The sequence below is a fragment of the Curtobacterium sp. WHRI 8282 genome (assembly GCF_040223925.2).
Taxonomy (GTDB): domain Bacteria; phylum Actinomycetota; class Actinomycetes; order Actinomycetales; family Microbacteriaceae; genus Curtobacterium; species Curtobacterium flaccumfaciens.
The window spans coordinates 310,197-336,308 of record NZ_JBEHCD020000004.1 but is presented as its reverse complement, the minus strand read 5'-3'; the positions used below and the strand labels follow the sequence as shown (position 1 = coordinate 336,308).

The following is a 26,112-nucleotide window of genomic DNA, read 5'->3' as shown; positions in this document are numbered from 1 at the left end:
GAACCCGTGCCGCACGGCACGCTCCGATTCCCCCGAATCGGTCTCAGACAGTCTAGCTGAAGCGTTCTCATCGATCACCGGCCTCCGGACGTGCCTCGGTAGACTGCCGTGGTGTCAGTGAACCCCGAGCTCGTCGGCAGGACGTTCCCGCCGGCCCAGCCCTACCTGGTCGGCCGCGAGAAGGTGCGCGAGTTCTCGCGTGCGGTCTTCGCGACCAACCCCGTCCACCACGATCCGGGCGCCGCACGTGCCGCCGGGTACGCCGACGTGGTCGCGCCCCCGACGTTCGCCGTCGTCGTGCAGGAGGCCACGCTCGCGCAGCTCCTGAACGAGCCCGACGCCGGCATCGACTTCTCGCGCGTCGTCCACGGCGAGCAGTCCTTCACCTACGACCGGCCGATCGTCGCCGGTGACGAGCTCACCGCGACCCTGACGGTCACCAGCGTGAAGACCCTCGGCGGCAACGCGATGGTCACCGCCCAGAGCACCATGAACGACGCCGAGGGGGAGCACGTCGTCACGGCGACCTCCACCCTCGTGGTCCGAGGAGACGACGCATGACCGCCGCACCCGCCACCGCGCTCGAGGTCGGCACCGTCGTCGCCGAGCGTGACGTGCACATCACGCGCGACTCGCTGGTCCGGTACGCCGGCGCCTCGGGCGACTTCAACCCGATCCACTACCGCGACGACGTCGCCGCCTCGGTCGGCCTGCCCGGCGTCCTCGCCCACGGCATGCTCACGATGGGCATCGCCGTCCAGCCGGTCGCCGAGTGGCTCGGCGACAGCGGCTGGGTCGCGGGCTACGGCGTCCGCTTCACGCGCCCCGTCGTCGTCGACCCGGAGCAGGGTGCCACCGTCGGGATCGTGGCGAAGGTCGGCACCGTCGACGAGGACGGCCGGCCGAAGCGCATCGACCTCACCGTGACCGCCGCCGGGCAGACCGTGCTCGGCAAGGCGCAGGTCACGGTGGTGTTCCGCTGACCGTGTCCGAGCCGGTGCTGGCCGACCTGACGACGCTCCGCGTCGGCGGGGCCGCAACCCGGCTGCTCACGGCCACGACGACCGACGAGCTCGTCACCCACGCGCTCGACGCCTTCGACGACCACGAGTGGCTCGTCCTCGGCGGCGGCAGCAACCTGCTGGTCGCCGACCAGGGCTTCGACGGCACCGTCGTGCTGGTCCGGACGACGGGCGTCGACGCCGACCGCGACGCCGACGGCGTCACGGTGCGCGTCGCTGCGGGGGAACCGTGGGACCCGTTCGTCGCCACGACCGTCGCGAACGGCTGGACCGGCCTGGAGGCCCTCAGCGGCATCCCGGGCACGGTCGGTGCGTCCCCGGTGCAGAACATCGGCGCCTACGGGGTCGAACTCGCCGACGTGCTCACCCGCGTCGAGTTCCTCGATGCGGCCACGGGGGAGCGCGCGTGGGTCCCGGCAGCCGAGCTGGCGCTCGGCTACCGAACGTCGACCCTCAAGCACGGTCGGCGCGGTGTCGTGCTGACGGTCGAGTTACGGCTCGGGCTCGCGGGGGAGCACGGTGTGCCCGTGCGCTACGCGCAGCTCGCCGGTTCGCTCGGGGTCGAGCTCGGTGCGCTCGTGCCGCCCACGACCGTCCGCGACGAGGTCCTGCGGCTGCGCGGCTCGAAGGGCATGGTGCTCGACGGGGACGACCACGACACCTGGAGCGCCGGGTCGTTCTTCACCAACCCGATCGTCTCGCCGGCGTTCGCCGAGACCCTGCCGACGGACGCGCCCCGCTGGCCCGCGGGTGACGACGTCAAGCTCAGTGCCGCGTGGCTCATCGAGCACGCCGGCGTGCACCGTGGCTACGCGGTGCCGGGCTCCCGTGCGGCGATCTCGTCGAAGCACACCCTCGCGCTGACGAACCGCGGCGGGGCGACGGCCGCGCAGGTGGCCGAGCTCGCACGGTTCGTGCAGGTGACCGTCCTGAACCGGTTCGGCGTCTCGCTCGTCCCGGAACCCGTCGTGGTGGGCGACCTGCTCGGCTGATCGTCCGCCCGACGGGACGGACGAGCACGACGCACCACGGGCCTCCCGGCACGCAGAACGGGCCACCTCCACGAGGTGGCCCGTTCTGCGTTCTGCGGGGTGTCGTGGGCGCAGCGTCTACGCGAAGAACGCCGCCAGCCGGGCGACGCCCTCGGCGATGTCGTCGTCGCCCAGCGCGTACGACAGGCGCAGGTAGCCGGAGGGGCCGAAGGCCTCACCCGGCACGACCGCGACCTCGGCGTGCTCGAGGATCAGGTCGGCCAGCTCGAGCGTGGTCGTCGGGGTGGTGCCGGCCCACTCGCGGCCGAGCAGCGCGGTGACGTCCGGGTAGACGTAGAAGGCTCCCTGCGGGGTCGGCGTGCGGAAGCCCGGGATCGCGTTGAGGCCGTCCACGATGGCCTTCCGTCGGCGGTCGAAGGCCTCGCGCATGGCGGCGACGGGCTCCTGGGGACCGGTCAGGGCGGCGATCGCGGCGCGCTGCGACACGTTCGAGACGTTCGACGACAGGTGCGACTGCAGGTTCGACGCGGCCTTGACGGCGTCGGTCGGGCCGATGAACCACCCGACGCGCCAGCCGGTCATCGCGTAGGTCTTCGCGACGCCGTTCACCAGGATCGTGGTGTCGGCGAGGGCGGGGACCTCGGCCAGGATGCCGGCGAAACGGACGCCGTCGTACACCAGGTCCTGGTAGATCTCGTCGCTGATCACCCAGATGCCGTGCTCGAGCGCCCACTCGCCGATGGCCCGGGTCTGCTCGGCGGAGTACACGGCGCCCGTGGGGTTCGACGGCGAGCAGAACAACAGTGCCTTGGTCGCCGGGGTGCGGGCGGCCTCGAGCTGCTCGACCGTCACCAGGTAGTCCTGGTCGCTGCCGGCGAAGACCTCGACGGGCTCGCCGCCGGCCAGCCGGATGGCCTCGGGGTAGGTGGTCCAGTACGGCGCGGGCAGCAGGACCTCGTCACCGGCGTCGACGATGGTCTGGAACGCCTGGTAGACCGCCTGCTTGCCACCGTTCGTGACGATGACCTGCGACGGCTCGACGGTGATGCCGGACACCCGGGCGGTCTTGTCGGCGATGGCCTGCTTGAGTTCGGGCAGGCCGGTCGCGGGCGTGTACCGGTGGTTCTTCGGGTCCTGCGCGGCAGCGACGGCCGCGTCGACCACGTGCTGCGGGGTCGCGAAGTCGGGCTCGCCGGCGGCGAACGAGATCACCGGCCGCCCGGCGGCCTTGAGCGCCTTGGCCTTCGCGTCGACCTTGAGCGTCGCGGACTCGGCGATGGCCGCGATGCGGGACGCGATGCGCGGACGATCGGCCGGCGCGGTGGCGAGGGTGTCGACGGACACGTGGGCGGTGGACTCGGGGCCTGGGGCTGCGGTGCTCACGGGGTCCAGCCTACCGGCGCGGCACGCCGTGGGAGGGGCCAAGTGGACACCGTGTGACGGACTCCCGTAGACTCGTCCACCGGAACGCGGATCGGTGACGAACCGTGTTGCGAAGGGCGGTGGCTCAATTGGTAGAGCAGCGGTCTCCAAAACCGCAGGTTGCAGGTTCGAGTCCTGTCCGCCCTGCAACTCTGGAAGGGTAGAAGTTGGCGAGCAAAGACATGGAGACGACGGCGGACGACGTCGTCGCCAAGGCGAAGCAGGACCGGGCCGAGCGCCGCGGGCCCATCGCTGCCATCGTGCTCTTCATCCGTCAGGTGATCGGCGAACTGCGCAAGGTCGTGACGCCGACCCGCAAGGAACTCTTCAGCTACACGGGCGTCGTGCTCGTGTTCGTCGTCGTCATGATGATCCTGGTGTCGATCCTCGACTTCGTGTTCGGTCTCGGCGTCGGGTACGTCTTCGGCAACGGGCCCACGGCCTGACCCTGACGTCGACTGCCGTGTGCGGTCGTCCTCGAGGAGTACGGTCGCCCGAGACGGCGTCGATCGTGACGGCGTCGCTCGTGACCGTGAACGAACGCCAACCCGACCCGAACCACCGAACGGAAAGAATCGACTGTGTCTGACAACTCCCGCGATGACATCGACCTCGCGACGGCTGCCGAGCAGTCCTCCGAGGTCGAGGAGAACCAGGAAGGCGACGTCGAGACCGGCGAAGGACGCTCCGTCGAGTCCGCTGAAGAGCGTGCGATCTCGATCGAGGGCGACGACGACGAGTCCCTCGGCCTCAGCTCCGAGCCCGACGACGGCACCGTCGACGCCGGCCTCGACGAAGCACTGACGGCCCTGCAGGAAGCCCGCGACCCCGAGGCCGACGCCGTCGTGGACGACGCACTCGAGATCGACTCCACCGACGAGGCCGAGGCCGCCGTCGAGGCCGTCGAGGACGAGGAAGAAGTCGAACTCGAGTCCGAGACCGCCGCCGAGGCGAACGAGACGCTCGCCGCCGACGAGGCACTCGACGCCGAGGACGAGCCCGCCGAGGTCGACCCGTACGAGGCCTTCAAGGCCGAGCTGCGGATGAAGCCGGGCAAGTGGTACGTCATCCACTCCTACGCGGGCTTCGAGCGCCGCGTGAAGTCGAACATCGAGAACCGCATGGTCTCGATGTCGATGGAGGACTACATCTACCAGGTCGAGGTCCCGATGGAGGACGTCGTCGAGATCAAGAACGGGCAGCGCAAGCTGGTCACCCGCGTCCGGATCCCCTCGTACGTGCTCGTCCGCATGGACCTCAACGAGGACTCGTGGTCCGTCGTCCGGCACACCCCGGGCGTCACCGGCTTCGTCGGCAACGCGCACAACCCGACGCCGCTCCGTTTCGACGAGGCGTTCGGCATGCTCAAGTCCCTCGTGCAGGTCGCCGAGGCCGCCCCGACCAAGGGCGGCGCGAAGGGCAGTGGCCTGCAGGCGCAGCCCGCAGCCGAGGTCGACTTCGAGATCGGCGAGACGATCACGATCAAGGAAGGCTCGTTCGCGGGCCTGCCGGGTTCGATCTCCGAGATCAAGCCCGAGAGCGGCAAGCTCACCGTCCTCGTCTCGCTGTTCGAGCGCGAGACCCCGGTCGAGCTCAGCTTCGACCAGGTCACCAAGCTCTAGCGACCACCCAGATGTAGCGATCACCGAGATCGACTACACTGAACGGGTTTGGGCCCGCGCGCCTCGTGCGAGCGGGCCTTCACCGCTGTCCGGAACGGCCGGACCAGCGGGAGAGTGCACGGATCCCCGTGTGTTCGATTCCAGGAGGAAGACAAGTCATGGCACCGAAGAAGAAGGTCACGGGCCTGATCAAGCTGCAGATCAACGCGGGAGCCGCCAACCCGGCCCCCCCGATCGGTCCGGCGCTCGGTCAGCACGGCGTCAACATCATGGAGTTCTGCAAGGCGTACAACGCGGCGACCGAGTCGCAGCGTGGCAACGTCGTGCCGGTCGAGATCACCGTCTACGAGGACCGTTCGTTCACGTTCGTCCTGAAGACCCCGCCGGCCGCCGAGCTCATCAAGAAGGCTGCTGGTGTGCAGAAGGGGTCCTCGACCCCGCACACGGTCAAGGTCGCGAAGATCTCGATGGACCAGGTCCGTCAGATCGCCGAGACCAAGCAGGCCGACCTGAACGCCAACGACATCGAGCAGGCCGCGAAGATCATCGCCGGCACCGCACGCTCGATGGGCATCACGGTCGAGGCCTAAGCACCGATCGGGCTCCGGCCCACCACCAGACACCTTTCCGTGGGAGAGCCTCGCCGGCTCGCCAACCACGTATCTCGCAAGGAGACCACCATGGCGAAGAAGTCCAAGGCCTACCAGGCCGCGGCCGCGAAGATCGAGGCCGACAAGTTCTACACCCCGACCGAGGCCGTCGCCCTGGCCAAGGAGACCGGTTCCTCGAAGACCGACTCCACGGTCGAGGTCGCGCTGAAGCTCGGCGTTGACCCCCGCAAGGCCGACCAGATGGTCCGCGGCACGGTCATCCTGCCGCACGGCACGGGCAAGACCGCCCGCGTCATCGTCTTCGCGACGGGTGCGGCTGCTGAGGCCGCCATCGCCGCCGGCGCCGACGAGGTCGGTGGCGACGAGCTCATCGCGAAGGTCGCCGAGGGCTACACCTCGTTCGACTCCGCCGTCTCGACCCCGGAGCTCATGGGCAAGGTCGGTCGTCTCGGTAAGGTGCTCGGCCCGCGTGGCCTCATGCCGAACCCGAAGACCGGCACCGTGACCCCGAACGTGGCGCAGGCCGTCAACGACATCAAGGGCGGCAAGATCGAGTTCCGCGTCGACAAGCACGCCAACGTGCACTTCGTCGTCGGCAAGGCCTCGTTCACGCCGGAGCAGCTCGACGAGAACATCTCGACCGCGCTCGAGGAGATCAACCGCCTCAAGCCGTCGTCCTCGAAGGGCCGTTACGTCATGAAGGGCGCCGTCTCGACGACCTTCGGCCCCGGCATCCCGCTGGACGTCAACAGCATCTGAGTCGAGAGACTCGTGGAAGGACCCGCACCGGCAACGGTGCGGGTCCTTTCCGCATGTGGGGCGTGTGTCCCGATACCGTGGAGCCGTGCGCACCCTCGTGAACTCGCTCCGACTGATCGCCGTCATCGCCATCGTCGTCGCGGTCGTGGCGCAGTGGCTCGAGAGCTCGCAGACCCCGACCTACTCGTTCTGGAACTTCTTCGGCTACTTCACGATCCAGTCGAACCTGATCGTCGCCGTGGCCCTCGCGGTGACGCTCGTGGCCGCAGCCCGACGCAAGCGGGCGGACCTCGCCGTCTCGGTGCTCCGTGGCGCCGCGACGGTGTACATCGCGACGACGGGCATCGTCTACAACACGCTGCTCACGGGCGCGAACGTGTCGGCCTCGGTGCCGTGGTCGAACGACATCGTGCACAAGATCATCCCGGTGTACGCGGTGCTCGACTGGCTGCTGTTCTCGGACCATGCGCGGCTGCTGCTCCGCCACGTGTGGTGGTTCCTGCTCTACCCGGCCGTCTGGACCACCGTGGTGCTCCTCCGTGGCGCGACCGACGGGTGGGTGCCGTACCCGTTCCTCGATCCGGCGCAGGGCTACGGCGTCGTCGCGATCTACGTGGTCGGGATCGCGGTCTCGATCACCCTGCTCGGCATCCTCGTCGTCGGGATGAGCCGACTGCGACTGGTGAAGGTCTAGGGGGGCTAGGAGCGGAAGCCGCGCAGCTTGTCGAGCACCAGGTCGGCGAGCTGGACGAGCCCGCGGATCTGGTCGTCGTCGCGGTCGACCCAGCGGCACTCGGGCTCGTCGGCGACCGGAACGAACCCGTCGTGGCGTTCCCAGACGAACAGGGTGCGGTCGGCACCGAGCACGTACTGCTGCCACCAGATCTGCCGGAGGTAGTGCCGGGGGATGCTCCGCCAGGCCTTGCCGGTGGTCTTGATCTCGGCGAGCACCACGCGGGACGACTCGTCGACCCCGACCCCGTCCGGCGTGGCGAGGTGCGCGCGGTTCGCAGCGGCGTGGAACAGGTGCGCCGAGGGCTGGATGCCGTGGGTGGCGGCCACCCAGGCGGCGATGACCGGTTCGCGGTCCTTGCCGTGCTCGGTGAACGCGTTGCCGGAGAAGCGGGATCCGTAGCGCTTCTCGGTGACGACGGCCTCGACGGCGCGCAGCGATGCGAGCCGGGCGACGTCGGTGGCGGTGATGCCCATGGCGCGGGCGCGGAGCCAGGCGACGCGGTCCGAGGAGTGCGCGACGATGCGCTCGGTGTGGCCGCGCAGGGCGGTGAACGCATCACGCGCAGCCGGGACCGGTGTTCCGGAGGCGGGATGCGCCTCCAGACCGGGGTCCAGGTCGCCCCACAGGGTGGGCTGCACGATCGTCACCCGACGATTGTCCCCCCGACCACCGGCAAGACCGAAACCGACGCGCTCACGCGATCGCGGGTGTGCGTCAGGAGACCAGTTCGCGACCCTCGGCGAACGCGACCAGCTCGTCGACCCCGGCGGGGGAGAGGGCGTAGCCGATGGCGAGGGCCGCGGCGCCCTGCAGTGCGGCGAGGGACCCGGCGCGGGACTGCACGATGACGAGGTGCTCACTCGCCAGGGGCATCGAGCGGGAGTACACGACCTCGCGGACGCCGGCGAGCAGGTGCTCACCGGCCTGCGTGATCGAACCGCCGAGTGCGATGACGGACGGGTTGATGAGCGAGATGCAGGTCGCCAGGACCTCGCCGATGTCCCGACCGGCCTGTCGCACGGCGTAGATCGCGTCGAGGTCGGACCGGTTCACCAGGTCGATCACGTCCGCACCCGTGTGCACGTCGTGCCCCTTCGCGCGGAGTGCGCGGGCGATCGCCGGACCGGAGGCCACGGCCTCCAGGCAACCGGTGTTGCCGCAGTGGCAGGGGACGTCGCCGGCGCGGGAGACCCGCACGTGGCCGATGTCACCCGCGGTGCCCTGGGCGCCGCGCTGCAGCCGGCCCTCGGAGACGATGCCGGACCCGATGCCGGTGGCGACCTTCACGAACAGCAGGTGGTCGACGTCCGGCCAGCCGTGCTCCCGCTCACCGAGGGCAGCGATGTTGACGTCGTTGTCGAGCAGCACGTGGGCGGCGATGTGCTGGCGGAGCCACGAGGGCACGTCGAAGCCGTCCCAACCGGGCATGATCGGCGGGTTGGCCGGGCGGCCGGTGGAGAACTCGACGGGCCCGGGGACCCCGATCCCGATCGCGATGACGTCCTGTCGGCTGCGCCCGACCTCGGCGAGCAGGTCGTCGATCGTCTCGACGAGCCAGGACAGCGTCGGCACCGGACCGGCGGCGATGTCGATCCGGGCCTCGCGGGTGGCGAGCGGTGCCGCGACCAGGTCGGTGACGGCGACGCGACCGTGCGAGGCGCCGAGGTCGGCGGCGATCACGAGCCGGGCGCGGGGCTTCAGCGCCACCTGGGCGGGCGGACGGCCGCCGGTGGACACGGCGGTGTCCACGGCGCCGACCAGCCCGATGTCGATCAGGGAGTCGAGGCGCACGCCGATGGTGGAGCGTGCGAGTCCTGTCAGTGCGGCGAGCTCGGCCCTGGTGCGCGGCACGCCGTCGCGGAGGATCTGGAAGAGCTCGCTCGTCCCGACCGGAGGCGACGCTGCCGTCCGGTTCAAGTCGACCATGTGGGGAGTGAAGCACACATCGTTCGCGCCACGCAATGAAGTCCGTCGACATTCCTCGGACTTCTGCTTGACCGCCGACAAAAGTGCTCGTAGTGTGACGATCGGTCAGTGACGACCGCACCATCTCGACGAGGAGAACCCCTGGTGACCCAACCGCTCTCGGTCCAGCTCTACACGGTCCGCGATGCCCTCAGTGCTGATCTGCCCGGCACCCTGCAGCGCATCGCCGACATCGGCTACACGAACGTCGAGGCCTTCGGCTTCGTCGACAACGCCGACGAACTCGCCGCCGCCCTCCGCGACGCCGGCCTCGCCGCACCGAGCGGCCACGCCCGTCTGCTGGACGCCGGCGAGCAGGACCTCGAGCGCATCTTCCACGCCTCCACCACCCTGGGCTTCGGGACCCTCATCGACCCGCACATCGACGAGTCCCGCTGGACCACCCGCGAGGACGTCGAGGCGATCGCCCGCGAACTCAGCGCCCTCGCCCCGCGCGCCGCCGACCACGGCCTGCTGCTCGGCTACCACAACCACGCGTTCGAGTTCTCGAACCGCATCGACGGTGTCAGCGCCTACGAGGTCTTCGCCGACGCCCTGTCCGACGACGTCGTGCTCGAGCTCGACACCTACTGGGTGCAGGTCGGCGGGGACGACCCGGTCGCGGTCATCGGCAAGTACGGCGACAAGGTCCAGTTCCTGCACGTCAAGGACGGCGACGGCTCGCACGACGACAAGCAGCAGGTCGCCGTCGGCAACGGCATCATGCCGATCCGCGAGATCATCGCCGCGGCGCCCGATGCACTGCACGTCGTCGAGCTCGACGACCACGAGGGTGACGTCTTCCAGGCCGTCGCCGACTCCTACACGTTCCTCGAGGTGGCCCGCGCATGACCGACACCACGACCGCTGCCGCAACGGCGACCGACAGCGCCACCCGCACCGGCCCCGTCGGCGTCGGCGTCATCGGCGCCGGGGTCATCTCGGACCAGTACCTGTCGAACCTCACCGTCTTCCCCGACGTGACGGTCCGCTTCATCGCCGACATCGACCTGCCGCGCGCCGCCGCCCAGGCCGAGAAGTGGGGCGTCCCCGGATCGGGCACCGTCGAGGAGCTCCTGGCCGACGACGACATCGAGATCGTCGTGAACCTGACGATCCCGGCCGCCCACGTCGAGGTCGCGCTGCAGGCCCTGGCCGCAGGCAAGCACGTCTGGGGCGAGAAGCCCTACGCTCTCGACCGTGCCAGCGCCGCCGAGCTCCGCGACGCCGCGGCCGCCGCGGGCAAGACCGTCAGTGTCGCCCCGGACACGTTCCTCGGCGCCGGCTTGCAGACCGCGCTCCGCACCATCCGCGACGGCCGCATCGGCACCCCCCTGAACGGCCTGACGCTCTTCCAGAGCCCCGGCCCCGAGTCGTGGCACCCGAGCCCCGAGTTCCTCTTCGCCTACGGCGCCGGTCCGCTGTTCGACATCGGCCCGTACTACATCACCACCCTCGTCCAGACGTTCGGACCGGTGAAGAAGGTCACGGCGACGGCGTCGAAGTCCCGCGCCACCCGCACCATCGGCTCCGGACCGAAGGCCGGCACCGAGTTCCCGGTGGACGTCCCGACGAACCACTCCGCGCTGATCGAGTTCGAGAACGGCGGCAGCGCGCAGAGCGTCTTCTCGTTCGAGTCCGACCGCGGCCGTACCGGCTTCGTCGAGATCGCGGGGGAGACCGGCACCGTCGTGTTCCCCGACCCGAACAACTTCGACGGCGACACCGAGCTGTACGCCCTCGGTTCCGAGGAGCCCGAGACGATCCCCGCGGTCGGCTCCACCTACTCGCGCGGCACCGGCGTGGTCGACCTGGCCCGCTCGCTGCGGGCCGGCGACGAGAACCGCGTCCCCGGTGCGCTCGCCTTCCACGTCCTCGACGTGATGGTCTCCATCGCCGAGGCGGCAGAACGTGGCGAGGCGGTGCTCGTCGAGAGCACCGTGTCGCCCTCCCCGACCCTCCCCGAGGGCTGGGACCCCGCGGAACGCACCCTGGCCTGACCGCCAGGGCGCTGCCCGCAACCCACAGCAGCACCCGACCAGCACCATCCGCAGCACCAGCTCCACCTCTGCACCATCCCCTGCACCATCTCAACGACGAGAAAGTAGAGAGTCATGCGCACTGCCATCCGCGCACTGGCCATCACCGCGGCCGCCGCACTCACCGTGTCCGGCCTCGCAGCCTGCTCCTCCGGATCGTCCGGCGACTCCGGCGACTCCAAGACGCTCACCTACTGGGCGTCCAACCAGGGCACGTCCCTGCAGAACGACAAGGAGGTGCTGACCCCCGTCCTCAAGAAGTTCACCAAGGAGACCGGGATCAAGGTCGACCTCCAGGTCATCGGCTGGAACGACCTGCAGAACAAGATCCAGACCGCCGTCACCTCGGGCCAGGGCCCGGACGTCGTCAACATCGGTAACACCTGGGCGACCTCGCTCCAGGCCACCGGCGCCTTCCAGGAGTTCGGTGACGCCGAGATGAAGGCGATCGGCGGCGAGGACAAGTTCGGCAAGGTCGCCCTGTCCACCGGTGGCGCTCCCGACAAGACGGTCACGAGCGTCCCGCTCTACGGCCTCGCCTACGGCCTGTACTACAACAAGAAGATGCTGTCGGACGCCGGCATCACCCCGCCCACCACGTGGGAGGAGATGGTCTCCGACGCCGAGAAGCTGACCAAGGGTGACACCTACGGCTTCAGCCTCGCGGGCGGTTCGTACACCGAGAACTCGCACTTCGCGTTCATCAACTCGGCGCAGAACGGTGGCGAGTGGTTCGACAAGGACGGCAAGCCGACCTTCACCTCGAAGGCCAACGTCGACGGCATCAAGCGCTACCTCGACCTGATGCAGGACTCGAAGGTCGCCAACCTGTCGAACGCGCAGTACGACAACGCGACGCAGTCCACCACGGACTTCGCGAAGAAGAAGGCCGCGTTCATCCTCAACCAGAACAACGCGAACGCGACCATCGAGTCCCTCGGCATGAAGTCGGACGAGTACGGCGTCGTGGCGCTGCCCGCTCCGAGCGGTGGCGAGCAGATCGCCTCGTTCCCGGCTGGCATCAACCTGTCGGTCTTCAAGAACACGAAGAACAAGGACGGCGCGCTCAAGTTCGTCAAGTACATGACGAGCATGGACACGCAGACGACGCTGGACAAGCCGTACTCGGCCCTGCCGGTGCTCGCCGAGGCTGCTGACTCCGTCACGGACGAGCAGACGAAGACGTTCCTCGACATCTACAACAACAAGGCGAAGCCGCTCCCGCTGGTGCCCGCGGAGGACCAGTTCGAGTCCACGGTCGGCAAGGCGATGAACGACATGTTCGCCAAGATCGCGACCGGTTCCAAGGTCTCCGAGGCCGACATCAAGTCGGCACTGCAGACCGCCCAGGACCAGGTGTCCCAGGCCGCCGGTTGATCCACCCTGGAGGCCCGGGTCGCGTCCGACGGACGCGCCCGGGCCTCCGCCCCTGACGTTCCAGGGCCGACCACCCGTCGGCCGTGAGGCACACGCCCCACGCACCCCGCGCCTCCCCCCACGGCCTCGGCCGCCACGCTGCTCCGCAAGCTCCGCATCGCGTCGGAACCGGACCGCGTGGGCCCAGGCCGCTGCCACGGCCCGCGCGGACCGCACCTGCACGCCCCTCCTGCCGAAAGGCCCCACCAGATGTCCACGACGGTCCTGCCCGACTCGGAGCGCATCGACCTGACGCACACGAAGGCCCCGACAATGTCGGGCCGTCCGCCAGGTCGCAAGCGCAAGACCCACTGGCTGCCCTACGCGCTCGTCGCGCCGGCCATCCTGTTCGAGCTGCTCATCCACATCGTCCCGATGCTCACCGGCATCTGGATCTCGTTCATCCAGCTCACCAAGTACTTCATCGCGAACTGGGGTGCCGCGCCCTTCGCCGGGTTCCGGAACTACCAGGTCGTCGTCGACTTCGACCAGGCGATCGGCCGCGGGGTCCTCAACTCGTTCCTCATCACGTGCGCCTTCACGGTCCTCGTGGTCGGGCTCTCCTGGACCTTCGGCATGGCCGCAGCGGTCGCGCTGCAGAAGCCGTTCGCCGGACGCGGGCTCTTCCGCACCCTGTTCCTCGTGCCCTACGCGCTGCCGATGTACGCCGGCGTCATCACCTGGAAGTTCATGTTCCAGCGTGACTCCGGGGCCCTGAACCACCTGCTGGTCGACCAACTCGGTCTCTTCGGCGGCAACGCCCCGTTCTGGCTCATCGGCAACAACGCCTTCGTCGCCGTCGTCGTCGTGGCGATCTGGAAGACCTGGCCGTTCGCGTTCCTGATGCTCATGGCCGGGCTGCAGTCCGTCCCGAACGACGTGTACGAGGCCGCCTCGGTCGACGGCGCCAAGCCGTTCCGCCAGTGGCGCTCGATCACGCTGCCGATGGTCCGCCCGGTCAACGTGACGCTCGTGCTCGTGATGTTCCTGTGGACGTTCAACGACTTCAACACGCCGTTCGTGCTGTTCGGCTCGACCGCGCAGCCACCCGCCGCGGACCTGCTGAGCTTCCACATCTACAACGCGTCGTTCATCACCTGGAACTTCGGTTCCGGTGCCGCGATGAGCGTCCTGCTCCTGCTCTTCCTGCTCGTCGTCACCGGCATCTACCTCGCCGTGACCAACCGGAGGTCCGTCCGTGCGTGAGACAACTGGCGCCAAGTCCTTCAAGATCATCACCCTGGTCGTCCTGACGCTGTTCACGGTCGTACCGCTCTACGTGATGATCACCACGGCCATCAAGCCCCTCGGCGACGTGCAGGACAACTTCACGTGGATCCCGTCGCGGATCACCTTCCAGCCGTTCATCGACATGTGGTCGACGGTGCCGCTCGGCCGGTACTTCGTCAACTCGCTCGTGGTCTGCACGGTGGCGACGGTGTTCTCGCTGATCATCGCGACGTTCGCCGCCTACGGTGTCTCGCGCTGGAACTTCAAGGGCAAGAGCACCTTCACCACCGCGGTGCTCTCCACGCAGATGTTCCCCGGCGTGCTGTTCCTGCTGCCGCTGTTCCTGATCTTCACGAACCTCGGCAACACCCTGGGCATCCAGCTCGTCGGCTCGTGGCTCGGCCTGATCATCACGTACCTGACCTTCACGCTGCCGTTCTCGATCTGGATGCTGGCCGGGTACTTCGAGACCATCCCGCGCGAGCTCGACGAGGCCGCGATGGTCGACGGTTCGGGCCCGATGGGTGCGCTGTTCCGGGTCATCCTGCCGTCGGCCCGCCCGGGTCTGGTGGCGGTCGGGATCTACTCGTTCATGACGGCCTGGGGTGAGGTCCTCTTCGCCTCGGTCATGACGAACGGCCTCGGTTCGACCCTGGCGGTCGGTCTGCAGCAGTACTCGACGCAGACGAACGTGTACTGGAACCAGGTCATGGCGGCGTCGCTCGTCGTGTCGATCCCGGTCGTGGCCGCGTTCCTCGTGGTCCAGCGCCAATTCGTCGCCGGCCTGACCGCCGGTGCCGTGAAGTAGGCGGAGGCCCCTTCCGCAAGACACCGGTGTTCGCGCTCGACGCCCCCGCATGACGCGGTGCGCAGCGTGAACACCGGTGTTTTGCCGTTCCCCACCGGCCCCCGACGACCGACAGGATGGAACCATGAGCGACGAGACCCGAGGGCGGCAGCTGCTGCCCGGACAGACCAGCCGCGTGCACGTGTACGACGTCGAATCCCGCACCTCGCGGCTCGTGTTCGAGTCGGCCACGGTGCTCGTCGAGGCGCCGAACGTCCTGGACGCCGAGACCCTGGTGCTCAACGGCGACGGCGACCTGTGGCTGCTGCGGCTGCCGTCGGCCGACAGCGGCACCGTGCTCGACGAGACGGCGCTCGTGCCGGTGCCGATGGACGGCGTCGACGAGATCAACAACGACCACGTGCTCGAGCCGTCCGGCAGCTCCATCGTGGTGAGCGCCCGCGACGGCGAGCTCTACCGCGTCCCGCTGCCCGAGGGCGGTCCCGCGACCCGGGTCACCGACGTCGCAGCGGCCCTGCCCACCAAGCGGAAGTTCTACCTGCACGGCATCGCCCCCGACGGCAGCGCCCTCGCCGCGATCGTGGGGGAGCTGTCCGAGGACGGCGTCTGGACGACCGACGTCGCGATGGTCGACCCGGAGACCGGCGAGCCGACGTTCGTCACGCGGGACGACCACCCCGACGACGGCTGCACCATCAGTCCGGCCGGCGGGATCCTGCTCTGGAACACGGAGCGGTTCACCCCCGGCACCGCGCAGCTGGCCGTGCGCTGGCCCGGGCACGACAGCCCGGTCCGCCTGACGAACGACGACCGGGTGAACTGGTTCCCGCACCTGTCGCCGGACGGCTCGCACCTGCTGTACCTGTCGTACGAGCCCGGCGTGCAGGGCCACCCGGCGGACCACCGCGTCGAGCTCCGGCTGCTGCCGGGTTCGCTCGTCCGCGGCGCACGGATCGCGGTCCAGCCGGAGACCCTGGTGGCACTCGACGGTGGGCAGGGGACGGTCAACGTGCCGCCGTGGGCCCCGGACTCGGCGTGGTTCGCGTACTGCGACTACCCGGTGGCCCGGTAGCGGCGGCGTCGGCGGCGCCGGGGGCGGCGGCGTCCTCACGCGCTGCGCGACAGTCCACGCGCCACCGGACGCGTGGACTGTCGCTCAGCGCGAAACGCGGGCGGACGCCCCGCCGCCCCGCCGCCCCACCGCCCCACCGCCCCACCGCCCCACCGCCCCGCTAGACCTCGCGGACCTGCCCCTGCTTGATGTGCAGGCGACGCTCGGCACGCTTCGCGACCCACGAGTCGTGCGTGACGATCACGACGGTCAGCCCGCGCTCCCGCCACTGCTTCTCGATGAGCGCCATGATCTCGTCGCGGGTCGACTCGTCGAGCGCACCCGTCGGCTCGTCGGCGAGCAGCACGCTCGGGTTCTTCACCAGCGCCCGGGCGATCGCCACGCGCTGCTGCTGTCCGCCGGACAGCTCGGCCGGCAGGTGCTCCATCCGCTCACCCAGTCCGACCTCGCGGAGGGCAGCGACCGCACGCTCGCGGACCTCGCTCCGGGACCGGTTCGCGAGCGACCCCGCGAACGCCGTCTCGACGTTCTCGAGCGCCGTCAGCGTCGGGATCAGGTTGAAGCTCTGGAACACGAAGCCGATCTCGGTCGCCCGCAGGTCGGTCAGCGCGCCGTCGCCGAGCTTCGCCACGTCGCGGTCGCCACCGAGGTGGATCGACCCGGCACTCGGCCGGTCGAGCGCCCCGAGCATCTGCAGCAGCGTCGACTTCCCGCCGCCGGTCGGCCCCTGGACGGCCACGAGTTGCCCCTGCGGGATCGTCAGGTGGACGTTCGTCAGGGCGGTGACGGTCCGGTTCTTCTGCTTGTAGGTCTTGCTGACGTTCGTCAGCCGATACATCGGACTGGAGGCACGGCTCGCCTCCGCCTCGCCGGTCGCGGTGTCGGTGCTGGTCACGGTTGCTCCTGTCGTCGGTTCGGTCGTGTCGGTGCGGCCGGGCATCAGGCCACGCTCCGGAGCGCCTCGGCCGGACGGAGCCGGCTCGCCCGCCAGCCGCCGAGCGCGCCGGCGATGAGGCCGCCGAGGATCGCCAGGCCGATCGCCAGCAGGATGATCTCGACGGTCACCGGGGCGTGCAGGACCACGTCGGTCGTCGACGCGGTGCTCGCGCCGCCGCCGAAGCCCCCGGCCGGTGCACCGCCCGTCGTGCCGCTGCCCGCGGCCGCGGTCGCTGCGCCGCCGGGCATGCCACCACCGCCACCGGCAACCCCGCCGGTCGTGCTCGAGGCGCTCGCCGAGATCGTCGGACTGATGACGTTCACGACGAGGATGCCGATCAGGCCGGCCGCGGCGCCGAGCACGCCGCCGATCAGGCCCTGCACCAGGGACTCGCCGGCCACCTGTCGGGTGATGCGGCCGTTCGACCAGCCGATCGCCTTGAGGGTCCCGAACTCGCGGGTGCGGCGGGTCACGCCGGAGATCGTGAAGAGGATCGCGATGAGGAACGCCGCGGCGAGCACGACGATCGACAGCCACCTGCCGAGGTTCGAGACGAGGCTCGACGCGGTGCTGAGCGACCCGGACACGCTCGATGCCAGGTCGGCCTCGGTGGAGACGGTGGCGCTCGTCAGCTTCGCCTGCAGTGCGGACTTGATGGTGCTGACGTCGGAGGACGACTCGGCGGAGACGTAGATCGAGGTGACCTTGCCGTCGAGGTCGGCCAGCGCCTGCGCGGTGTCGAGCGGGATGTAGGTGTTCGAGCCCGTGGTCGAGGCCGAGCCGGTGGAGCTGACGATGCCGATGACGGTGAAGTCGGTGCCGCCGATGTCGACGGTGTCGCCGACCGCCTTCGACTCGCTCTTCGCGTACGACGCATCGAGCACGACGACGTCCTTGCCCGCGTCCTTCGCGGAGAAGGTGCGCCCCTTCGTGAGTTCGGTGCTCGTGAGCGGACCGACCGTCGCGCCGGACACCGGGATGCCGGTCACCGTGAACGAGTCGACGCTGAACGACCCACCGCCGAACCCGCCGCCACCGCCGGTGTCCCCGCTCGGCGGGCCCTGCTGAGTCGTGCTGTCGCTGCTGGAGTCGCCGCTGCTGTCCGTGCTGCTGTCGTCGGTCGACTGCTGCTGGACCTGGCCGGAGAACGTGCTGTTCTCGAGGGTCAGGACACCCGTTGCGGCCTTGACGCCGTCGGTGCTCGTGATCGTGGACAGGTTCGCGGCGTCCAGGGTGCTCGTGCCGCGCGCGACCGCGAGCCGCGACTGCGACAGGTCGGTCGAACCGCTGTCGTCGTCGCTGTCGCCCTGACTGCCGAAGTCGAAGCTCGGACGCCCGCCGTTCGTCGACGCCGTCGCGGTCTTGGTGACGGTGATGTCGGTGCCGACGCCGTACACGGACTGCAGGACGCTCGACTGCGCTGCCTGCACGCCACCCGAGATCGACGACACGATCACCACGAGGGCGATGGCCAGGGCCATCCCGATCGCGATGATGACCGTCTGCTTCTTGCGGTTCGTGAGTTCGCGCCTGAGGTAGGTCAGGAACATGGTTCTCCTCGGTGGTGGCCGGCTGGGGTCACCGGCCGCGCAGAGCACGCGGCGGGGCCGACGGAGGAGAACCTAGGCACGCTGTCGATGACCGGCCCATCGCGCACCTATGTGACGGCTAAGGGCGCATCAGCCGACGTCGCCGTACCGCTGGCGCAGGTGCTCCGCGTACCCGCCGGGGGTCCGGCCGGCGAAACGCCCGCTCGTCACCACCGGCAGGTCGACGGTGGCGTCCACCCGGAAGCCGAGCGCCCGCGCCCGGGCCACCAGCCGCGCGTCCTCGTGCTCGGGCACGGGGTCGAACCCGCCGAGGCTGACGTATGCCGCGGCGAGCACGCCGAGGTTCGCGCCGTGCACGTGGCCGAGGGCAGCACCGGGCGGGTGCGCCAGCCTCCAGCGGTCGAGCACCGCGGGCGCCAGGTCGTCTGGGTCGGGGACGACGGCGCCGACGAGCACCTGCGCGCCGGACGCCAGGGAGTCGCACTGCTGGACGAGCCACCGTTCGTGCACCCGGGAATCGGCGTCGGTGTGGGCGAGCCACCGGGACGCCGGGTCGCCGTCGTGCGCACGGAGGGCGTGCGTCGCCCCGATGGTCCGTGCCCGACCGACCCCGACACGGTCCGTGGTCAGGACGTCGACCGGGTACCGCGCGACCACCGAAGCGGTGCCGTCCGTGCAGCCGTCGAGCACCACCGTGACGGCGGCGTCGACTCCGGGTCGCTCCGCGGCGAGCCGGTCGACGGCCACCAGGAGCGCGTCGAGGCACGCGGCGATCCGGTCCGCCTCGTCGTGCGCGGGGACGACGACGTCGATGCGTGCACGCGGTTCCGGTCGCGTCACCGGATGATCCCCTCGGCCCGGGCCACCGAGGTGACCGCCGGGCCGGGAAGGACACTCAGGACGAAGTCCTCCTCCACGTGCCGGAGCAGAGCGGGACGCGGCCACCGTTCGGTCAGCCGCGCGTCCACCGCGTCACCGCTCGACACGGCCTCGTCGTCGGGATGCCGCCAGTGGCAGGCCACGAGCACGCCGTCGTCATCGAGCGACCCGAGCACACGGTCGATCGTCGCGTCGAGGTCGGCGGGCGACAGGTAGTACCCGACCTCGGACATCACCACCAGGTCCCAGCGCCCGTCCGGCCACTCCGCCGGCAGGGCCGCCTGCACGAACCGCGCGGTCGGGGCACGGCGGGCAGCACGCTCCAGCGGCGCCGCCGAGATGTCGGTGCCGAGCACGTCGTCCGCGCGTTCGGCGAGGGCGGCCGTCAGGACCCCGGTGGCACAGCCGAGCTCGAGCGCCGACCGGTAGCGCGGGCGGGGGAGCGCCGCCAGCGTCACGGCACGCTTGCGCTGCTCGTACCAGGACCCGTCGAAGTCCCACCCCTCGGGCTTCCGGTCGTAGTGGGCGTCGAACGACTCGCGAGACCGCGACGGGGCGGGCCCCGGCGCGAAGAACCACTCCGTCGTCCGCAGGTGGTGGGCGGCGTGCCGGTCGTCGACGATCGCCTCGTCCCCCGGCGCGGGCGACAGGGGCCGGGTCTGCGACGGGTAGGCGTCGAGGGCGGCACGCTTCCGGGCGACGAGGTCGTCGGGCAGCGACAGGGCCCGGACGTCGTCCCACGGGGCGACGGAGCGGTCCGGGTCGTCCCAGTGCCAGGCCCAGACCGGGTACGCGAGCAGGTCGACGTCGGCGGCGCTCGCCGCGGCGGCCTCGGCGACCTCGCCGGCGATGCGGTGGTCGCGGTGCCCGTCCCCGCGCCACGGCGCGACGAGCAGCACGGGGCGGGCGGCGTCGGCGAGCACCGTGTCGAGGGTGTCGACGACACGGTCTCGGTGTTCGCGGGTCGCGCCGTCCGGGATCCCCGCCGAGGTCGACGTCACGTCGGGGTGCAGGGTGCGCAGGGCCGCCACGAACTCGTCGTCACGGGCGGCGGCGAGCGCCTCCGGGGTCGTCGTGGGGGAGTCCGGGTGGGAGCGCTCGCCGCGGGTGAGCAGCAGCACGCGCACGGGGACGCCGGCCGCTGCAGCTGCCGCGATCAGCCCACCGGCGCCGAGGGTCTCGTCGTCGGGGTGGGGCGCGACGACCACCACCGATCCGGTGCCGGCCAGGTCGATCGCCGGCGCGTCCAGGCCGTCGAGGAACCCCGTCCACGCCGCCGGGTCGGTGCCCGGCTCGCGGTGGTCGAAGCTCACCACGCGACACCGCCCCGCTCGAGCACCATGCGGCCGATGCGGGCCAGGTCGCGGGCTCCGTGGTCCTGCAGGACGTAGAGCTCGAGGTCGGCGACCCGCGCGGCAACGGCGGCGTCGGCGGTCAGCGGAGCCGGGCCGATGGTGGCGACCACCCGCTCGCGCACGGCGTCGACCGATCGGCGCACCCGAGACCGGACGGTCTGGGCGAGCAACCGCCAGTCGGTGTCGTCGGAACCCGTGTCGGACCCGTCGATCCGGGCGGCGGCGTCGGCGAGGGCGTCCTCGGCGTCGGCGAGGTCGGCCACGGTGGCGCCGAGGGCGGCCTGCAGCAGCTCGGACTCCGGGTGCGCGGCCGCGGTCTCGCGGAGCACCCGGGCGAGCCCGACCGCACCGCCCCACCAGCAGGCCGCGACGCCGATGCCGCCCCAGGCGAAGCCGGGACGGCCGAGGTACCAACCGGGAGCGCCGACGGGTCGTGCCCGGACGCCGTCGAAGTCGACCGGTCCGCTCGGCACGTCCGGCATGCCGCGTGCGACCCAGGCGTCGTCGTGCACGGTGACGCCGGGCTGTCGCAGGTCCACGGCGACGAGGACCCGCTCGTCGCCCAGGTGCGCGGTGACCAGGGCGTGCGAGAGCGTCGAGGCGAGCGAGCACCACGGCTTCGTGCCGTGCAGCAGGACCGTGCCGTCGTTCTGGGGCGCGGCATCGAGCCGGAGGCCCGGGCCCTCGGCGGCGAAGACACCCCAGGTCGAGCCGTCCGGGGCGTCGACGCCGGCCTGTGCCAGGATCCCGAGCGCGTCCAGGTGCGGTTCGACGGTGCGGGCGGCGGCGACGTCCGCCGCGGCGACCGCGGCGAGCGTGCCGAAGAACCCGCCGGCCGTCCCGGCGGACAGGGGTGGGGTGGTGGCGGCGACCGCTCGCGCGACCGCGAGGCGGTCCGTCGGTGTCGAGCCGGGCCTCCCGGTCGTCCGTTCGATCCGCGCGGTGTCCAGGTGCCGGGCCGACGGGGGCCAGGCTGCAGATCGCAACATGCTCCCAACGTACGGAGCGGCACACGTGGACGTGTCCTCGATCCACAGAACGCACTGGGCCGTGCCACAGACGACTCATAGGAACTTCTCGATACTCGAAGACGTGACCATCTCCCAGCCCGCAGCAGCCCCGCGCCTCACGCGTGCCGACGGAACCCCGTTGCGCATCCTGGTCGTCGACGACGAAGCCAGCCTCACCGACCTGTTGTCCATGGCGCTCCGCTACGAGGGCTGGGACGTCAAGAGCGCGAACGGCGGCCAGGACGCCCTGACGACCGCGCGGGAGTTCAAGCCCGACGCCATGGTGCTCGACGTGATGATGCCGGACCTCGACGGGCTGCAGGTGCTCAGCCGGCTGCGGCAGAACAACGACGACACCCCGGTGCTGTTCCTCACCGCGAAGGACTCCGTCGAGGACCGTGTGACCGGGCTCACCGCGGGCGGTGACGACTACGTCACCAAGCCGTTCTCCCTCGAGGAGGTCGTGGCGCGGCTGCGCGGGCTCATCCGCCGCTCGCAGATCTCGATCTCCGAGGCCGGCGACTCCCGCATCGTGGTCGGTGACCTGGTGCTCGACGAGGAGTCGTACGAGGTGCACCGCGCCGGCCGTCCGATCGAACTGACCGCCACCGAGTTCGAGCTGCTCCGCTTCCTGATGCGCAACCCCCGCCGCGTGCTGTCGAAGGCGCAGATCCTGGACCGCGTGTGGTCGTACGACTTCGGCGGCAAGTCGTCGGTCGTCGAGATCTACATCTCCTACCTGCGCAAGAAGATCGACGCCGGTGAGACCCCGATGATCCACACGGTGCGCGGCGTCGGGTACGTCATCAAGCCGACCTCGTGACCCTGCGGCGCCGGCTCGTCCTGAGCATCGTCGCCCTGGTCGTCGCCGTCAGCGCGGTGATCGGGGCGGCCAGCATCATCGCGCTCGCCTCGATCCAGACCAGCGCGATCGACAAGCAGATCACGAGCGCCACCCACCGGGCGCAGCGGTACCTGCAGCAGAACCAGTCGGGGCAGCCGAGCATCGACCTGTCCCGACCGTCCGGGCAGGCCGCCGGAACCCTGACCGCGTACTTCGTCGACGGGCAGGTCGTCATCGCGAACGTGCTCGACGACTACGGCCGCCCGAGCGGGGTCCCGCAGACGAGCGCCGAGGCACTGGGGTCCGTCCGCGTGGACGCCGACCCGGAGACGATCGACCTCGGCTCGGACGTCGGGCGGTACCGCCTCGCCGCCGTCAACGTCGGCCCGGCCGTCCTGGTCGTGGGGCTCCCGATGGCCCCCGTCTACGACAGCGTCTGGAAGCTCTTCGGGGTCGTCCTCGCCGTCGTGGCGACCGCACTGGTCGCCGGTTCGGTCGTCGCCGCGTTCGTGGTCCGGCAGTCGCTCCGACCGCTCGAGCGCGTCGCGGAGACCGCGTCCACCGTCGCGCGCATGCCGCTCGACCGCAGCGACGCCCTCGACGGTGTCCGCGTGCCCGACACCGACCCCCGAACCGAGGTCGGCCGGGTCGGCAGCGCGTTCAACCGCATGCTGGGGCACATCGGCAGTGCGATGCAGGCCCGGGAACGTTCGGAGCAGAAGGTGCGGCAGTTCGTCGCCGACGCCTCGCACGAGCTCCGGACCCCGCTCGCCTCGGTGCGCGGGTACGCCGAGCTCACCCGGCGCATGGGCGGCGACCTGCCGAAGGACGTCGTCTACGCGATGAGCCGCATCGAGTCCGAGTCCATCCGGATGACCTCGATGGTGGAGGACCTGCTGCTCCTCGCCCGGCTCGACGAAGGCCGCGAGATCCAGTTCGCCGAGGTCGACCTGACCGGCCTGGTGCTCGACGCGGTGAACGACGCACACGCCGCCTCGCCGGAACACCCCATCGAGGTCGACGTCCCGCCGGAGCCGGTGGCCATCACGGGCGACGCCGCACGACTGCACCAGGTCATCGTGAACCTCGTCACGAACGCCCGGACCCACACGCCCGAGGGCACCCGCATCACGGTGGGCCTCGCGCCGGTCGACGGCGGAGTCGACCTGACCGTGCGCGACACCGGCCAGGGGATCGACCCGGAATTCCTGCCGAAGCTGTTCGAGCGCTTCGCTCGGGCCGACAGCTCGCGGTCCCGCACGGTGGGGTCGACCGGCCTCGGGCTCGCCATCGTGGACGCGGTGGTGCAGGCGCACGGTGGCCGGGTCGAGGTCACGAGCGAGCCGGGAGACACCGTGTTCACGGTGCACCTTCCGCGCGACCCTGCTGCGGCTGCCGCCGCGGCGGGGGCTGTCGCGTCGTCGTCGGCTGACCCTGCCGGGTCCGCGGACTGGTCGGCGACACCCGCTGCGGTGGACCGTACCCACTGACGGTCGGGAGGCGCGGGGCAGGGCCGCCCCGCGCCTCCCGTGGGGGTGTTTGGTGACGCCCACGGCGTCTGGTACAGTTCTCGAAGCCAAAGACCGCCGGATGTCGTGCTGCTCGCAACGTGTTTGTGAACATCGTGACCGAAGGTCCTCACTCGTGAGGCATCCCGCGCAGGTGTTCCGAACCACTCCCACCATCTGGTGAGAGCAGCTCCGAGCCTCTGCGCCGGAGCTTTTTTCGTTCGTGGACCTGGGGCTGCCGGCAAGACCCCCAAGGAGAACCATGGCGAACAAGGAAGCTGCGGTCGCCGAGCTCACGGAGTCCTTCCGTAGCTCGAACGCCGTTCTGCTCACCGAGTACCGCGGTCTCACGGTCGCGCAGCTCAAGGAGCTCCGCAACTCGATCCGTGAGCACGCCACGTACGCCGTGGTGAAGAACACGCTGACCAAGATCGCGGCGAACAACGCCGGCATCTCGTCGTTCGACGACGAGCTCGCCGGTCCGTCCGCTCTCGCCTTCGTCCACGGTGACACCGTCGCCGTCGCGAAGTCGCTGCGTGCATTCGCCAAGGCGAACCCCGAGCTCGTGGTGAAGGGCGGTTACTTCGACGGTAACCCGCTCACCGCGACCGAGGTGGACAAGCTCGCCGACCTCGAGTCCCGTGAAGTGCTGCTCGGCAAGCTCGCCGGCGCACTCAAGGCCTCGCTGTTCGGTGCTGCGTACCTGTTCCAGGCACCCCTCTCGCAGGCCGTCCGCACCGTGGACGCCCTTCGCGAGAAGCAGGAGTCCGCGGCCTGATCAGGCTCGCGTTCATCAACCACACGTACTAGCTAGTAGTAGGAGAAAATCATGGCGAAGCTTTCGCAGGACGAGCTCATCGAGGCCTTCAAGGAGCTCACGCTCATCGAGCTCTCGGACTTCGTGAAGAAGTTCGAAGAGGTCTTCGAGGTCACCGCGGCCGCCCCGGTCGCCGCTGCCGCCCCCGCCGGTGCAGCTGCTCCGGCCGAGGCCGCTGAGGAGAAGACCGAGTTCGACGTCATCCTCAAGTCCGCTGGTGACAAGAAGATCCAGGTCATCAAGGAGGTCCGTGGCCTGACGTCGCTCGGCCTCGGTGAGGCCAAGGCGCTCGTCGAGACCGCCGACGCCAAGATCCTCGAGGGTGCGAACAAGGAGACCGCCGACAAGGCGAAGGCGACCCTCGAGGCCGCTGGCGCCACGATCGAGCTCGCGTAGTCTCGACCGTTCCGGTCACGAAGGCCGCTGCCCCTCGGGGCGGCGGCCTTCGTCGTGTGCGGGGGCCGCGCGCGGCGGGCGCGGCGACGTTTCGCGCTCACCGACACTTCACGCGCGCTCCGGCCCGTGACGTGTCGGTCAGCGCGTGATGTCGTACCGCTCAGATGAAGACGCCGTGCGAGCGGAAGAGCGCACGGAGGCGGTCCGGCTCGACGAGGTGCCACCACGTCACGCGGATGACGGCCCTGACTGCGGGGAGCGCGCGGAGCCGGTCCTCACGACGCTTCTCGGCCCAGAGGACGTCCGCGGGATCGCGCCCCTGCAACATCGACGGGTCGACGTACTTCTGCCGGCCGTCGAACTCGACGACGACGCCGAGTGACGGGAACCAGAAGTCGACGCGGTCGACCGTGCCGTCGCGGTGCCGGAACTCGACCTGCGGCTCGCACGACGGGAGTCCGACCTGCACGAACCGGATCGCAGCGAACGATTCGCCGACCGACTCGTGCCGTGCATCGAGCGCCGAGAGGACCGTCTCGGCGTGCACCGAGCCGCGTGCAGGACGGACGGGGACCACGCCGCGGAGGTCGTCCAGGGTGAGCACCCCCTGACGGATGCCGGCATCGACGGCCACGGCGGCGACGTGGCGCGACCCTGTCGTGATGAGCGCCGTCGCGGTGTCCAGGGCCGCCGTGACCGGTACGCCGTCGAACGCCGTGGCAGCGGTCCGCGGCGTCGGACCGCTCGGGTGACGGATGAGACCGGCTCGGTGCTGGATGACCGAGACTGCCGGGTCGACCACGTGGACCCGGTCCGGTGCGTCCCCGACCAGTGGCCAGCCGTGGATCAGCGCGGCGGTGACGTGGGTGAACACCGAGCCAGGACGCAGCCGTGGCGCGATGGCCCGTGCACGGGCGAGGTGCTGGCCGACAGCGCTCAGCGCGTCCCACTCCTCGGTCACGATGTACACGCCCGCGAGTAGGCGGACCAACGATCCCGAGGCGTACCGACGTTGCAGGAGTCTCGCGTGGGTCGGGTCCTGTGCGGTGGCACGGAGCAGGTGCGGGCGGTGGGTGCTCTCGTTCATGCCGTGATGTTCGTCGACGGCGACCGCCGCCGGTG

27 protein-coding genes and 1 tRNA gene are annotated in these 26,112 nt (G+C 70.4%); 19 read left to right on the top strand and 9 right to left on the bottom strand.

From position 1 onward, the window contains the following. Positions 1 to 111: 111 nt before the first annotated feature. The 3 genes from ABRP24_RS15420 to ABRP24_RS15410 are packed head-to-tail and all read left to right on the top strand — an operon-like array spanning position 112 to position 2,014. Complete coding sequence (locus tag ABRP24_RS15420; protein ID WP_083404408.1) at positions 112 to 561, top strand: MaoC family dehydratase N-terminal domain-containing protein; 450 nt, start codon at positions 112 to 114, stop codon at positions 559 to 561. Next, positions 558 to 983, top strand: a complete 426-nt coding sequence (locus tag ABRP24_RS15415; RefSeq protein ID WP_027466539.1) for a MaoC/PaaZ C-terminal domain-containing protein — start codon at positions 558 to 560, stop codon at positions 981 to 983. Before ABRP24_RS15420 ends, ABRP24_RS15415 begins: the two co-directional genes overlap by 4 nt. A 2-nt stretch (positions 984 to 985) precedes the next feature. Then, positions 986 to 2,014: a UDP-N-acetylmuramate dehydrogenase gene (locus tag ABRP24_RS15410; protein WP_349849102.1), complete on the top strand. Its 1,029-nt coding sequence runs from the start codon at positions 986 to 988 to the stop codon at positions 2,012 to 2,014. A 117-nt stretch (positions 2,015 to 2,131) separates the two neighbouring features. On the opposite strand, the gene ABRP24_RS15405 is transcribed toward ABRP24_RS15410, so the two are convergent. Beyond that, on the bottom strand, positions 2,132 to 3,358 hold the full coding sequence (locus ABRP24_RS15405; RefSeq protein ID WP_071247383.1) for a pyridoxal phosphate-dependent aminotransferase: 1,227 nt from the start codon (positions 3,356 to 3,358) through the stop codon (positions 2,132 to 2,134). Between the two features lie 152 nt (positions 3,359 to 3,510). Between ABRP24_RS15405 and ABRP24_RS15400 the strand changes: the two genes are divergently transcribed. From ABRP24_RS15400 to ABRP24_RS15375, 6 genes are all read left to right on the top strand, one after another. Next, a tRNA-Trp gene (locus ABRP24_RS15400) sits at positions 3,511 to 3,583 on the top strand. 35 nt (positions 3,584 to 3,618) lie between these two features. Further along, positions 3,619 to 3,882 (top strand): preprotein translocase subunit SecE, encoded by a 264-nt coding sequence (secE, locus tag ABRP24_RS15395; RefSeq protein WP_371830607.1) that lies wholly within the window; start codon positions 3,619 to 3,621, stop codon positions 3,880 to 3,882. A 135-nt stretch (positions 3,883 to 4,017) separates the two neighbouring features. Next, the gene (nusG, locus tag ABRP24_RS15390; protein WP_349849100.1) at positions 4,018 to 5,058 is read left to right on the top strand and encodes a transcription termination/antitermination protein NusG; all 1,041 of its coding nucleotides are present in this window, start codon (positions 4,018 to 4,020) and stop codon (positions 5,056 to 5,058) included. 158 nt (positions 5,059 to 5,216) lie between these two features. Then, entirely contained in the window at positions 5,217 to 5,648 is a 432-nt protein-coding gene (rplK, locus tag ABRP24_RS15385; RefSeq protein WP_017888638.1) for a 50S ribosomal protein L11, read from the top strand. A 90-nt stretch (positions 5,649 to 5,738) separates the two neighbouring features. After that, on the top strand, positions 5,739 to 6,428 hold the full coding sequence (gene rplA, locus ABRP24_RS15380; protein WP_017888639.1) for a 50S ribosomal protein L1: 690 nt from the start codon (positions 5,739 to 5,741) through the stop codon (positions 6,426 to 6,428). Between the two features lie 85 nt (positions 6,429 to 6,513). Then, on the top strand, positions 6,514 to 7,122 hold the full coding sequence (locus ABRP24_RS15375; protein WP_349849097.1) for a Pr6Pr family membrane protein: 609 nt from the start codon (positions 6,514 to 6,516) through the stop codon (positions 7,120 to 7,122). Positions 7,123 to 7,127: 5 nt separating this feature from the next. Here ABRP24_RS15375 and ABRP24_RS15370 read toward each other — a convergent pair whose 3' ends face one another. Together ABRP24_RS15370 and ABRP24_RS15365 are read right to left on the bottom strand one after the other, a co-directional pair. Next, positions 7,128 to 7,811 carry a YqaJ viral recombinase family protein gene (locus ABRP24_RS15370; RefSeq protein WP_214561295.1) on the bottom strand — a complete coding sequence of 228 codons (684 nt, stop codon included), beginning with the start codon at positions 7,809 to 7,811 and terminating at the stop codon, positions 7,128 to 7,130. Positions 7,812 to 7,878: 67 nt separating this feature from the next. Further along, positions 7,879 to 9,090 (bottom strand): ROK family transcriptional regulator, encoded by a 1,212-nt coding sequence (locus ABRP24_RS15365; RefSeq protein ID WP_110863395.1) that lies wholly within the window; start codon positions 9,088 to 9,090, stop codon positions 7,879 to 7,881. 144 nt (positions 9,091 to 9,234) lie between these two features. Between ABRP24_RS15365 and ABRP24_RS15360 the strand changes: the two genes are divergently transcribed. The 6 genes from ABRP24_RS15360 (at position 9,235) to ABRP24_RS15335 (ending at position 15,694) form a co-directional block, all read left to right on the top strand. Then, positions 9,235 to 9,981 (top strand): sugar phosphate isomerase/epimerase, encoded by a 747-nt coding sequence (locus ABRP24_RS15360; RefSeq protein ID WP_349849094.1) that lies wholly within the window; start codon positions 9,235 to 9,237, stop codon positions 9,979 to 9,981. Continuing rightward, a complete protein-coding gene (locus ABRP24_RS15355) occupies positions 9,978 to 11,129 on the top strand; it encodes a Gfo/Idh/MocA family protein (protein WP_138803847.1) in 1,152 nt (383 codons plus the stop codon). Before ABRP24_RS15360 ends, ABRP24_RS15355 begins: the two co-directional genes overlap by 4 nt. A 114-nt stretch (positions 11,130 to 11,243) precedes the next feature. Next, complete coding sequence (locus tag ABRP24_RS15350) at positions 11,244 to 12,545, top strand: sugar ABC transporter substrate-binding protein (RefSeq protein ID WP_071247367.1); 1,302 nt, start codon at positions 11,244 to 11,246, stop codon at positions 12,543 to 12,545. A 249-nt stretch (positions 12,546 to 12,794) separates the two neighbouring features. Then, positions 12,795 to 13,790, top strand: a complete 996-nt coding sequence (locus ABRP24_RS15345; protein WP_017888646.1) for a carbohydrate ABC transporter permease — start codon at positions 12,795 to 12,797, stop codon at positions 13,788 to 13,790. Next, positions 13,783 to 14,622, top strand: a complete 840-nt coding sequence (locus ABRP24_RS15340) for a carbohydrate ABC transporter permease (protein WP_027466373.1) — start codon at positions 13,783 to 13,785, stop codon at positions 14,620 to 14,622. The genes ABRP24_RS15345 and ABRP24_RS15340 overlap by 8 nt, the downstream gene beginning before the upstream one ends. Positions 14,623 to 14,746: 124 nt before the next feature. Then, positions 14,747 to 15,694, top strand: a complete 948-nt coding sequence (locus ABRP24_RS15335; protein ID WP_301600082.1) for a biopolymer transporter Tol — start codon at positions 14,747 to 14,749, stop codon at positions 15,692 to 15,694. Between the two features lie 160 nt (positions 15,695 to 15,854). On the opposite strand, the gene ABRP24_RS15330 is transcribed toward ABRP24_RS15335, so the two are convergent. The 5 genes from ABRP24_RS15330 to ABRP24_RS15310 form a co-directional block, all read right to left on the bottom strand. Continuing rightward, positions 15,855 to 16,532, bottom strand: a complete 678-nt coding sequence (locus ABRP24_RS15330) for an ABC transporter ATP-binding protein (protein ID WP_027466375.1) — start codon at positions 16,530 to 16,532, stop codon at positions 15,855 to 15,857. A gap of 101 nt (positions 16,533 to 16,633) precedes the next feature. Further along, positions 16,634 to 18,181, bottom strand: a complete 1,548-nt coding sequence (locus ABRP24_RS15325; RefSeq protein WP_349849090.1) for an ABC transporter permease — start codon at positions 18,179 to 18,181, stop codon at positions 16,634 to 16,636. Between the two features lie 129 nt (positions 18,182 to 18,310). Next, positions 18,311 to 19,021 (bottom strand): glycosyltransferase family 2 protein, encoded by a 711-nt coding sequence (locus ABRP24_RS15320; protein ID WP_301600084.1) that lies wholly within the window; start codon positions 19,019 to 19,021, stop codon positions 18,311 to 18,313. Continuing rightward, positions 19,018 to 20,373: a bifunctional PIG-L family deacetylase/class I SAM-dependent methyltransferase gene (locus ABRP24_RS15315; RefSeq protein WP_349849087.1), complete on the bottom strand. Its 1,356-nt coding sequence runs from the start codon at positions 20,371 to 20,373 to the stop codon at positions 19,018 to 19,020. The genes ABRP24_RS15320 and ABRP24_RS15315 overlap by 4 nt, the downstream gene beginning before the upstream one ends. Beyond that, the gene (locus tag ABRP24_RS15310; RefSeq protein WP_349849085.1) at positions 20,370 to 21,404 is read right to left on the bottom strand and encodes an acyl-CoA dehydrogenase family protein; all 1,035 of its coding nucleotides are present in this window, start codon (positions 21,402 to 21,404) and stop codon (positions 20,370 to 20,372) included. The genes ABRP24_RS15315 and ABRP24_RS15310 overlap by 4 nt, the downstream gene beginning before the upstream one ends. Positions 21,405 to 21,507: 103 nt before the next feature. Between ABRP24_RS15310 and ABRP24_RS15305 the strand changes: the two genes are divergently transcribed. The 4 genes from ABRP24_RS15305 (at position 21,508) to rplL (ending at position 24,990) form a co-directional block, all read left to right on the top strand. Next, positions 21,508 to 22,248: a response regulator transcription factor gene (locus tag ABRP24_RS15305; protein WP_017888661.1), complete on the top strand. Its 741-nt coding sequence runs from the start codon at positions 21,508 to 21,510 to the stop codon at positions 22,246 to 22,248. Beyond that, positions 22,245 to 23,759, top strand: a complete 1,515-nt coding sequence (locus tag ABRP24_RS15300; RefSeq protein WP_349849083.1) for an ATP-binding protein — start codon at positions 22,245 to 22,247, stop codon at positions 23,757 to 23,759. Before ABRP24_RS15305 ends, ABRP24_RS15300 begins: the two co-directional genes overlap by 4 nt. 280 nt (positions 23,760 to 24,039) lie before the next feature. Next, complete coding sequence (gene rplJ, locus ABRP24_RS15295; protein ID WP_017888663.1) at positions 24,040 to 24,555, top strand: 50S ribosomal protein L10; 516 nt, start codon at positions 24,040 to 24,042, stop codon at positions 24,553 to 24,555. 51 nt (positions 24,556 to 24,606) lie between these two features. Next, positions 24,607 to 24,990, top strand: coding sequence for a 50S ribosomal protein L7/L12 (gene rplL / locus ABRP24_RS15290; RefSeq protein WP_027466380.1), 384 nt, complete (start codon positions 24,607 to 24,609; stop codon positions 24,988 to 24,990). A 160-nt stretch (positions 24,991 to 25,150) separates the two neighbouring features. On the opposite strand, the gene ABRP24_RS15285 is transcribed toward rplL, so the two are convergent. After that, on the bottom strand, positions 25,151 to 26,077 hold the full coding sequence (locus ABRP24_RS15285) for a hypothetical protein (protein ID WP_232749955.1): 927 nt from the start codon (positions 26,075 to 26,077) through the stop codon (positions 25,151 to 25,153). Positions 26,078 to 26,112: the final 35 nt, after the last annotated feature.

What these genes read in the sequence shown, in the direction of transcription:
- ABRP24_RS15415 (WP_027466539.1), top strand. Translation starts at nt 558, where the DNA reads ATGACCGCCGCACCCGCCACCGCGCTCGAGGTCGGCACCGTCGTCGCC.
- secE (WP_371830607.1), top strand. Translation starts at nt 3,619, where the DNA reads ATGGAGACGACGGCGGACGACGTCGTCGCCAAGGCGAAGCAGGACCGG.
- rplK (WP_017888638.1), top strand. Translation starts at nt 5,217, where the DNA reads ATGGCACCGAAGAAGAAGGTCACGGGCCTGATCAAGCTGCAGATCAAC.
- rplA (WP_017888639.1), top strand. Translation starts at nt 5,739, where the DNA reads ATGGCGAAGAAGTCCAAGGCCTACCAGGCCGCGGCCGCGAAGATCGAG.
- ABRP24_RS15365 (WP_110863395.1), bottom strand. Translation starts at nt 9,090, where the DNA reads ATGGTCGACTTGAACCGGACGGCAGCGTCGCCTCCGGTCGGGACGAGC.
- ABRP24_RS15355 (WP_138803847.1), top strand. Translation starts at nt 9,978, where the DNA reads ATGACCGACACCACGACCGCTGCCGCAACGGCGACCGACAGCGCCACC.
- ABRP24_RS15350 (WP_071247367.1), top strand. Translation starts at nt 11,244, where the DNA reads ATGCGCACTGCCATCCGCGCACTGGCCATCACCGCGGCCGCCGCACTC.
- ABRP24_RS15345 (WP_017888646.1), top strand. Translation starts at nt 12,795, where the DNA reads ATGTCCACGACGGTCCTGCCCGACTCGGAGCGCATCGACCTGACGCAC.
- ABRP24_RS15335 (WP_301600082.1), top strand. Translation starts at nt 14,747, where the DNA reads ATGAGCGACGAGACCCGAGGGCGGCAGCTGCTGCCCGGACAGACCAGC.
- ABRP24_RS15330 (WP_027466375.1), bottom strand. Translation starts at nt 16,532, where the DNA reads ATGTATCGGCTGACGAACGTCAGCAAGACCTACAAGCAGAAGAACCGG.
- ABRP24_RS15325 (WP_349849090.1), bottom strand. Translation starts at nt 18,181, where the DNA reads ATGTTCCTGACCTACCTCAGGCGCGAACTCACGAACCGCAAGAAGCAG.
- ABRP24_RS15310 (WP_349849085.1), bottom strand. Translation starts at nt 21,404, where the DNA reads ATGTTGCGATCTGCAGCCTGGCCCCCGTCGGCCCGGCACCTGGACACC.
- rplJ (WP_017888663.1), top strand. Translation starts at nt 24,040, where the DNA reads ATGGCGAACAAGGAAGCTGCGGTCGCCGAGCTCACGGAGTCCTTCCGT.
- rplL (WP_027466380.1), top strand. Translation starts at nt 24,607, where the DNA reads ATGGCGAAGCTTTCGCAGGACGAGCTCATCGAGGCCTTCAAGGAGCTC.
- ABRP24_RS15285 (WP_232749955.1), bottom strand. Translation starts at nt 26,077, where the DNA reads ATGAACGAGAGCACCCACCGCCCGCACCTGCTCCGTGCCACCGCACAG.